Source organism: Micromonospora sp. ATA51 (assembly GCF_016802855.1).
Taxonomy (GTDB): Bacteria; Actinomycetota; Actinomycetes; order Mycobacteriales; family Micromonosporaceae; genus Micromonospora; species Micromonospora sicca.
The window spans coordinates 1-7,272 of the sequence record NZ_JAEVHJ010000326.1; the positions used below are offsets into that span (position 1 = coordinate 1).

At 73.7% G+C, this 7,272-nt stretch carries 6 protein-coding genes; 5 read left to right on the forward strand and 1 reads right to left on the reverse strand.

Annotation, left to right across the window (positions count from 1 at the left end; all coding sequences use genetic code 11):
• The 3 genes from JNW87_RS31770 to JNW87_RS40980 form a co-directional block, all read left to right on the forward strand.
• Positions 1–694 (forward strand): transposase (locus JNW87_RS31770; protein ID WP_238454940.1); only part of this gene is annotated, 694 nt, incomplete at its 5' end.
• A 260-nt stretch (positions 695–954) separates the two neighbouring features.
• Positions 955–1,680: a cyclase family protein gene (locus JNW87_RS40975; RefSeq protein WP_309234123.1), complete on the forward strand. Its 726-nt coding sequence runs from the start codon at positions 955–957 to the stop codon at positions 1,678–1,680.
• Positions 1,626–1,865: a hypothetical protein gene (locus JNW87_RS40980; RefSeq protein ID WP_309234124.1), complete on the forward strand. Its 240-nt coding sequence runs from the start codon at positions 1,626–1,628 to the stop codon at positions 1,863–1,865. The genes JNW87_RS40975 and JNW87_RS40980 overlap by 55 nt, the downstream gene beginning before the upstream one ends.
• A gap of 11 nt (positions 1,866–1,876) precedes the next feature.
• Here the strand turns inward: JNW87_RS40980 and JNW87_RS31780 are convergent, their stop codons facing one another.
• Positions 1,877–2,917, reverse strand: a complete 1,041-nt coding sequence (locus JNW87_RS31780; RefSeq protein WP_109801075.1) for a S66 peptidase family protein — start codon at positions 2,915–2,917, stop codon at positions 1,877–1,879.
• Between the two features lie 122 nt (positions 2,918–3,039).
• Between JNW87_RS31780 and JNW87_RS31785 the strand changes: the two genes are divergently transcribed.
• Together JNW87_RS31785 and ppc are read left to right on the forward strand one after the other, a co-directional pair.
• Positions 3,040–4,101: a hypothetical protein gene (locus tag JNW87_RS31785; protein WP_109801074.1), complete on the forward strand. Its 1,062-nt coding sequence runs from the start codon at positions 3,040–3,042 to the stop codon at positions 4,099–4,101.
• 124 nt (positions 4,102–4,225) lie between these two features.
• Entirely contained in the window at positions 4,226–7,012 is a 2,787-nt protein-coding gene (gene ppc / locus JNW87_RS31790) for a phosphoenolpyruvate carboxylase (protein ID WP_109801073.1), read from the forward strand.
• Positions 7,013–7,272: the final 260 nt, after the last annotated feature.

Here is a 7,272-nt window from a genome sequence, read left to right on the forward strand (position 1 = left end):
AATGGAGCCCAACCCGCGCCACCTGGACACTGCCGCCCGCCGGATGCGGCGTCTGGCCCGGCGCGTGTCTCGCCGGGTCGGCCCGGACCGGCGCACCGGGCGGCGTGGGTCGAAGCGGTGGGAGCGGGCGTCCGCCCGGCTCGGTCGGGCGCACGCCCGGGTCGCTCATCTGCGCCACGACGGTCTGCACAAGCTGACCACCCGGCTCGCCGCCGAGTACGGCACGCTGGTGGTGGAAGACCTCAACGTGGCCGGGATGCTCGCCAACCGGCGGCTCGCCCGGCGCATCGCCGACGCCGGGTTCGCCGAACTGCGCCGGCAACTGGCGTACAAAACCTCATGGAACGGCGGGCGGCTGGTGGTGGCCGACCGGTGGTATCCGTCCTCGAAGACCTGCTCCGGCTGCGGCGTAGTGAAAACCAAACTCGCCCTGTCCGAGCGCACCTACACCTGCACCCTGTGCGGCCTGGTCCTGGACCGGGACGTCAACGCCGCACGGAACCTGGCCGCGCTGGCGGTCACCGTCGCCGGGAGTGGCTCGGAGACGCGAAACGGACGTGGAGCCGACCGTAAGACCCGCCCCGGCGGGCTGGTGGCTGTGAAACGTCAACCCGGCACCGCCACCGCGGGTAACACCGGGACCGTCCCACCGCAAGGTAGGACATCCAATCATGAGCACACCCATGCATCATGAAAGGAAACGGCGTACGGCACCTCCGTGAGGCACGCCCGGGCGGCCGCACCGGCCCGACGGGGGGCGTCGGGCCTCCCCGAAAAGGTCCGCATACCCCGCTCCGGCCGCCGCCGGCGTTGCGGCCCCGGCCGGGCTGGCGCGTTCCATCCTCGGGCCACGGCGGTGCCGGGTTCTTGAAGAAAATTGCTCAGATCGCGGCGGACCGACGGGCCGCGCGATCGGATCTTGACCGGGGCGGCGGCCCGTGATCGGCTTGCCGCGTGGCGGAGCAGTATCGGGCGCAGTTCGACGCGGAGGTCACCTTCGCCAACGGTGGCGGGCTGCGGACGGAGGGATTCCGGCTGGACATCCCGGGCCGGGACATCACCGACGAGGAGCTGGGCGCGCTCTTCGTCCGGCACCTCGGGCTGCTGATGGTCGCCGAGGTGCGGATCGACCGCAGGACGATCGTCGAGGAGCCGCACAAGGGCGGCCGGGGCGTCGCCGTCGACACCCCGCCGGCGCGGCGGCTGGTCGAGCTGAGTCACGTGATCAGCGACGGCATGACCACCCTGCCGGGCTGGCCCGCGCCGCGGATCACCGACTGGCTCACCCGGGAGGCGTCCCGGGCGAACTACGCCCCCGGCGTCGAGTTCCACGTCGCCCGGATCGACATGATCGCGAATACCGGCACCTACCTGGACACGCCCGCGCACCGCTGGGCGGACGGCGCCGACCTCACCGGCACGCCGCTGGACCGCCTCGCCGACCTGCCCGGGGTGGTGGTCCGGGTGCCGGTCGGCACCCGGGCGGTGGACCGGCTGCTGCTGGCCCCGTACGAGGTGGCCGGGCGGGCGGTACTGCTGCACACCGGCTGGGACGCGCACTTCGGCACCGACCGGTACGGCGGGCCCGAGGCCCCGTACCTGACCAGGGACGCGCCCGCGCCCTGGTGGACGCCGGCGCCGCCCTGGTCGGCATCGACTCGATCAACATCGACGACATGAGCCCGGCGGCCCGGGGCGAACGCCCGGCGCACAGTGCCCTGCTGGCCGCCGGCGTGCCGATCGTCGAGCACCTGACCGGCCTCGACGCGCTGCCGCCGACGGGCTTCCGGTTCACCGCCGCCCCACCGCGGGTGGCCGGCATGGGCACCTTCCCGGTCCGCGCCTTCGCCACGATCGACGCCTGACCGGACGTCGGTCAGTAGCGCACCGCGATCCGGCGCTCGACCGCGTCGACCCGGATCTCGCCGCCGTACGGGATGATCAGCTGCGGATCGGTGTGGCCGAGGTCGACGTCGAAGACGACCACGGCGTCGGGGGCGTACTCGGCCAGCGCCCGGGTGACCGCCTCCCGCTGGGCGTCGGCCCACGCCCGCCGCTCGTCGACGGTGTGCGGCCGGTCGAAGTCCCACGCCTTGGCCCGGCCGACGACCACCGCCGGGAAGCCGGCGAGCAGCCCGCGCTCCCCCATGTTCCGCAGGATCCGGAACACCTCCCGCGCGCTGGGCAGCTCGTTGGAGGTCTCGAAGACCAGCACCGACTCGGCGAGTTCGGCGGCGGACGGGACCCGGTCGGTCGCCATCAGCCAGTGCAGGATCTCCAGACAACCGCCCCAGGTCCGCCCCTGCACCACCCGGGCCGGCCCCTGCCAGCGCCAGCCGTCGCCGGGAAGCATCTCCGGCTCGAACGCCAACGTCTCCGGCTCGGTCCACGGGTTAGGCTTGTCGCCCCACTCGGGGGCGGGCGCCAGGTCGTACCAGCCGGTGGTGAAGAGGGCGGCGTGCAGCGAGGCGAAGGTCAGCGGGTGCGGTTTCCCGGGCCGGCCGAGGTGCACCAGCACGGACCCGCCGTGGTAGGAGACGATCCCCAGCCGGTACAGGTGGTTGAGCACGTTGGTGTTGTCCGAGTAGCCGAAGTACGGCTTCGGGTTGGCCCGCAGCACCTCGTCGTCCAGGTGCGGGGTGACGGTGATCAGGTCGTCCCCGCCGACGGTGGCGAGCACCGCGGTGACCGTCGGGTCGGCGAAGGCGGCGGTCAGGTCCCGGGCCCGGTCCCGCGGGTCGGCGCCCAGCACCCGGGTGGTGGGGTACTCCACCGGCTCCAGGCCGAACTCCGCGCGCAGCCGGCGCAGCCCCAGCTCGTGGACGTGCGGGAAGAGACCCGACAGGCCGGCGGAGGGCGACACGACGGCGACCCGGTCACCGGGCCGGGGCTTGGGCGGATAGACGGGCAGATCCATGATCGAACGCTATCGAACCGGGCCAAGCCGTTTCCGACGGTCTGGCCGACCTCGATCAGGTGCCCGAGCGCGGGGCGGCGAAACCCCACAACCAGGGCGAACCACCGCCCTAGGCTGGCGGCGTGGACGAGGACCGGGAACTCGCCGTGCGGGACTGGCTGCCGCGTACGGCGGCGTTGCTGGTCGGCACGCTCGCCCTGGCCACCGCGTTCATCGCCGCCTACGTGGGGGCGCTGCACCAGCCCACCCCGCGCGACGTCCCGGTCGGGGTGGTCCTCGGCGACCAGCGCGCCCAGCAGGTGATGGCCGCCCTGCGCGCCCGGACCGACAAGCTCAAGCCGATCCGGTACGACAGCCCGCAGGCCGCCGACGACGGGCTGACCGCCCGCGAGGTGTACGCGGTGCTCACCTCCGGCCCGGACGACGGGTTGCGCCTCACCACCGCCAGCGCCGCCGCGCCCGCCGCCGCCGAGCTGGTCACCCAGGTGCTCACCCAGGCCGCCCGCCAGGCCGACCTGCCACTCCAGGTCACCGACGAGGTGCCGGTGGAGGCGAGCGACCCGCGCGGGCTGGTCCCCTTCTACCTCGCCGTCGGCTACGTCCTCGGCGGTTATCTGGCCTCCACCGCGCTCGGCCTGAAGACCGGCACCGCGCCGGTGAGCCTGGCCCGGGCCGGGCTGCGGATCGCCGCGTTCGCGGTCTACGCGATCGTGCTCGGCGCGGTCGGCGCGGCGATCGTCGGCCCGTTCCTGGACGTCTGGCACCACGACGTGCCGGCCGTCGCCGCGGTCGGCGCGCTGACGGTCTTCGCCGCCGCGGTGGTGGCCGCCGCCGTGCAGGGCTGGCTCGGCCTGCTCGGCACCGGGATCGTGATCCTGCTGCTGGTGGTGCTCGGCAACCCCGGCTCCGGCGGCATCTACGCCCCGGAGTTCCTCCCCGGCTGGCTGCGCGGCATGCACCGGTGGAACGTGCCCGGGTTGGCCACCGACCTGATCAAGTCGGCGGTCTACTTCGACCGCCGGTCGACGGGCTGGTCGCTGACCGGCCTGGTGGTGTGGGCGTTGCTCGGGATCCTCGGGCTGATCACGGCCACGATGTTCCGCACCCACCGGCGGTCCCGGCGCGCCGCCCGGGCCGCCGGCCCCCGCCCGACCGGACCTGGCGAGCCCGCCACCGATGGCTGAGCCGTCCCGCCCGTCCCAGAGTGCAGATCATCACGCCGGGTCCCTCCTTCCGGTGGGGCCGACGCGGATACCATCCAGGGAGTCGGACAGCGCTGTCCTTCGTACTCACGTAAGGAGCGCACCCGTGACCGACCAGCACGACCACGACGGCCCGGACGCCGCACTGCGGGCCGACATCCGCCGCCTCGGCACGCTCCTCGGGCAGACCCTCGCCCGGCAGGAGGGCCGCCCGCTGCTCGACCTGGTCGAGGAGATCCGCGCGCAGGTCCGCTCCGACGCGCCGGCCGCCGCCCAGCGCCTCGGCGGCCTCGACGTCACCACCGGCACCAAGCTGGCCCGGGCCTTCTCCACCTACTTCCACCTGGCCAACATCACCGAGCAGGTGCACCGGGCCCGCGACCTGCGGCGCCGCCGGGCGGTCCAGGGCGGCTGGCTGGACCAGGCGGCCAAGATGATCGCCGAGCGCGGGGTGCCGGCCGAGGAGATCGCGGCCGCGGCCCGCCGCCTCGCGGTACGCCCCGTCTTCACCGCCCACCCGACCGAGGCGGCCCGCCGGTCGATCCTGTCCAAGCTGCGCGCGATCGCCGACGAACTGGACGCCGAGACCGCCAACGCGATCCTCTACGGGGCCAGCGACGAGGGGCCGGCCAACCGGCGCCTGGCCGAGCTGCTGGACCTGATGTGGCAGACCGACGAGCTGCGGCTGGACCGGCCGGACCCGACCGACGAGGCCCGCAACGCCATCTACTACCTGCGCGACCTGTACGCCGAGGCCGCCCCGCAGGTCCTCGACGACCTCGCCGACACGCTGCGCACCCTGGGCGTCGAGACCTCGCCGACGTCCCGACCGCTGACCTTCGGCACCTGGATCGGCGGCGACCGGGACGGCAACCCGTTCGTCACCCCGGCGGTCACCCGGGAGGTGCTGCGGATCCAGCACGAGCACGGGATCGCGGCCACCGAGGCGGCGATGGAGCACCTGATCAACGAGGTCTCCGTCTCCCGGCGGCTGCGCGCGGTGTCGCTCGACCTCTCCGCCAGCCTCGCCGCCGACCTGGACGCGCTGCCCGAGGTGGCGCCCCGGTTCCGCCGGGTCAACGCCGAGGAGCCGTACCGGCTCAAGGCCCGCTGCGTGAAGGCGAAGCTGGCCAACACCCGGGAGCGGCTGCGCGCCGGCACCGCGCACGTGCCGGGGCGGGACTACCGGGGCTCCGCCGAGCTGATCGCCGACCTGGAGCTGCTGCGCGCCTCGCTGGCCCGCAACTCCGGGCAGCTCACCGCCGTCGGCCGGCTGGCCTCCACGATCCGTACGGTCTCCGCGTTCGGCCTGCACCTGGCGACCATGGACGTCCGGGAGCACGCCGAGGCGCATCACATTGTGCTCGCCCAGCTCTACGCGGCCGTCGGCGAGGTGTCGGACTACCCGTCGCTGACCCGGCTGGAGCGGACCAAGCTGCTCGCCGACGAGCTGGCCGGCCGCCGGCCGCTCTCCACCCTGGACACCCCGCTGACCGAGGGCGCGCAGAAGACGTTCGACGTGTTCGGGGCGATCCGGGAGGCGCAGGACCGGTTCGGCTCCGAGGTGATCGAGTCGTACATCATCTCGATGACCCTGGGCGTCGACGACGTGCTCGCCGCGGTGGTGCTGGCCCGCGAGGCCGGCCTGGTCGACGTGCACTCCGGGCGGGCCCGGATCGGCATCGTGCCGCTGCTGGAGACCCCGGCCGAGCTGAACGCCGGCGGTGAGCTGCTGGACGAGCTGCTGTCGCTGCCCGCGTACCGGGCCCTGGTGGCGGCCCGGGGTGACGTGCAGGAGGTGATGCTGGGCTACTCCGACTCGAACAAGGAGGCGGGCATCACCACCAGCCAGTGGTCGATCCACCGGGCGCAGCGCGCGCTGCGCGACGTGGCCGCCCGGCACGGCGTGCACCTGCGGCTGTTCCACGGCCGCGGCGGCACCGTGGGTCGCGGTGGCGGGCCGACGCACGACGCGATCCTGGCCCAGCCGTACGGCACGCTGGACGGCGCGATCAAGGTGACCGAGCAGGGCGAGGTCATCTCCGACAAGTACACGCTGCCCGCGCTGGCCCGGGAGAACCTGGAGCTGACCGTGGCCGCGGTGCTCCAGGCGACGCTGCTGCACACCGCGCCCCGGCAGCCGGCCGAGATGCTGGAACGCTGGGACGCGACGATGGACGTGGTCTCCGAGTCGGCGTTCCGGTCGTACCGGTCGCTGGTCGAGGACGCGGACCTGCCGGCGTACTTCTGGGCCTCCACCCCGACCGAGCTGCTCGGCGCGCTGAACATCGGCTCCCGGCCGGCCAAACGGCCGAACACCGGGGCCGGGCTGGCCGGCCTGCGGGCCATCCCGTGGGTGTTCGGCTGGACGCAGACCCGGCAGATCGTGCCGGGCTGGTACGGCGTCGGCTCCGGGCTGGCCGCCGCGCGGGCGGCCGGGCTGGAGGACGTGCTCGCCGAGATGAACCGGAACTGGCACTTCTTCCGCACGTTCCTGTCGAACGTCGAGATGATGCTGTCCAAGACCGACCTGACGATCGCCCGGCGGTACGTCGAGACCCTGGTGCCGAAGAAGCTGCACCCGATCTTCGACAAGATCCAGCAGGAGTACGAGCTGACCAAGCAGGAGGTGCTGGCGGTGACCAACTCGGCGGCCCTGCTGGAGAACTCGCCGGTGCTCCAGCGCACCCTGGCGGTGCGGGACACCTACCTGGAGCCGCTGCACCATCTCCAGGTGGCGCTGCTCCAGCAGTACCGCGAGTCCGGCGCCGCCGGCCGGGCGGTGGCCACCGCGCCGGGCGGCCGCCGCGCCCCCAACGACGGTACGGCGCTGGAGCGGGCCCTGCTGACCACGGTGAACGGCATCGCCGCCGGCATGCGCAACACCGGCTGATCCGGACCGGCACCGGCCCGCCCACCCGGTCAGCCGGCCGGTTCAACCTGGCCGGCTCGGCCTCACCAGTCGCCGCCGCCCGGTTCCGAGGGTTCCAAGCACACCCGGCGGATGCTCGCCGCCGGCACCAACGTGGTCGGGCGGCGTCCAACCCCCCCAACCACGCCTTCCGCCGCGTTGATCATGAGGTTGGCGGGCTGAGGGAGCGCTCTTCGCCCCGCCAACCTCATGATCAACCCTGTGCCGGGCGGGTCGGGTGG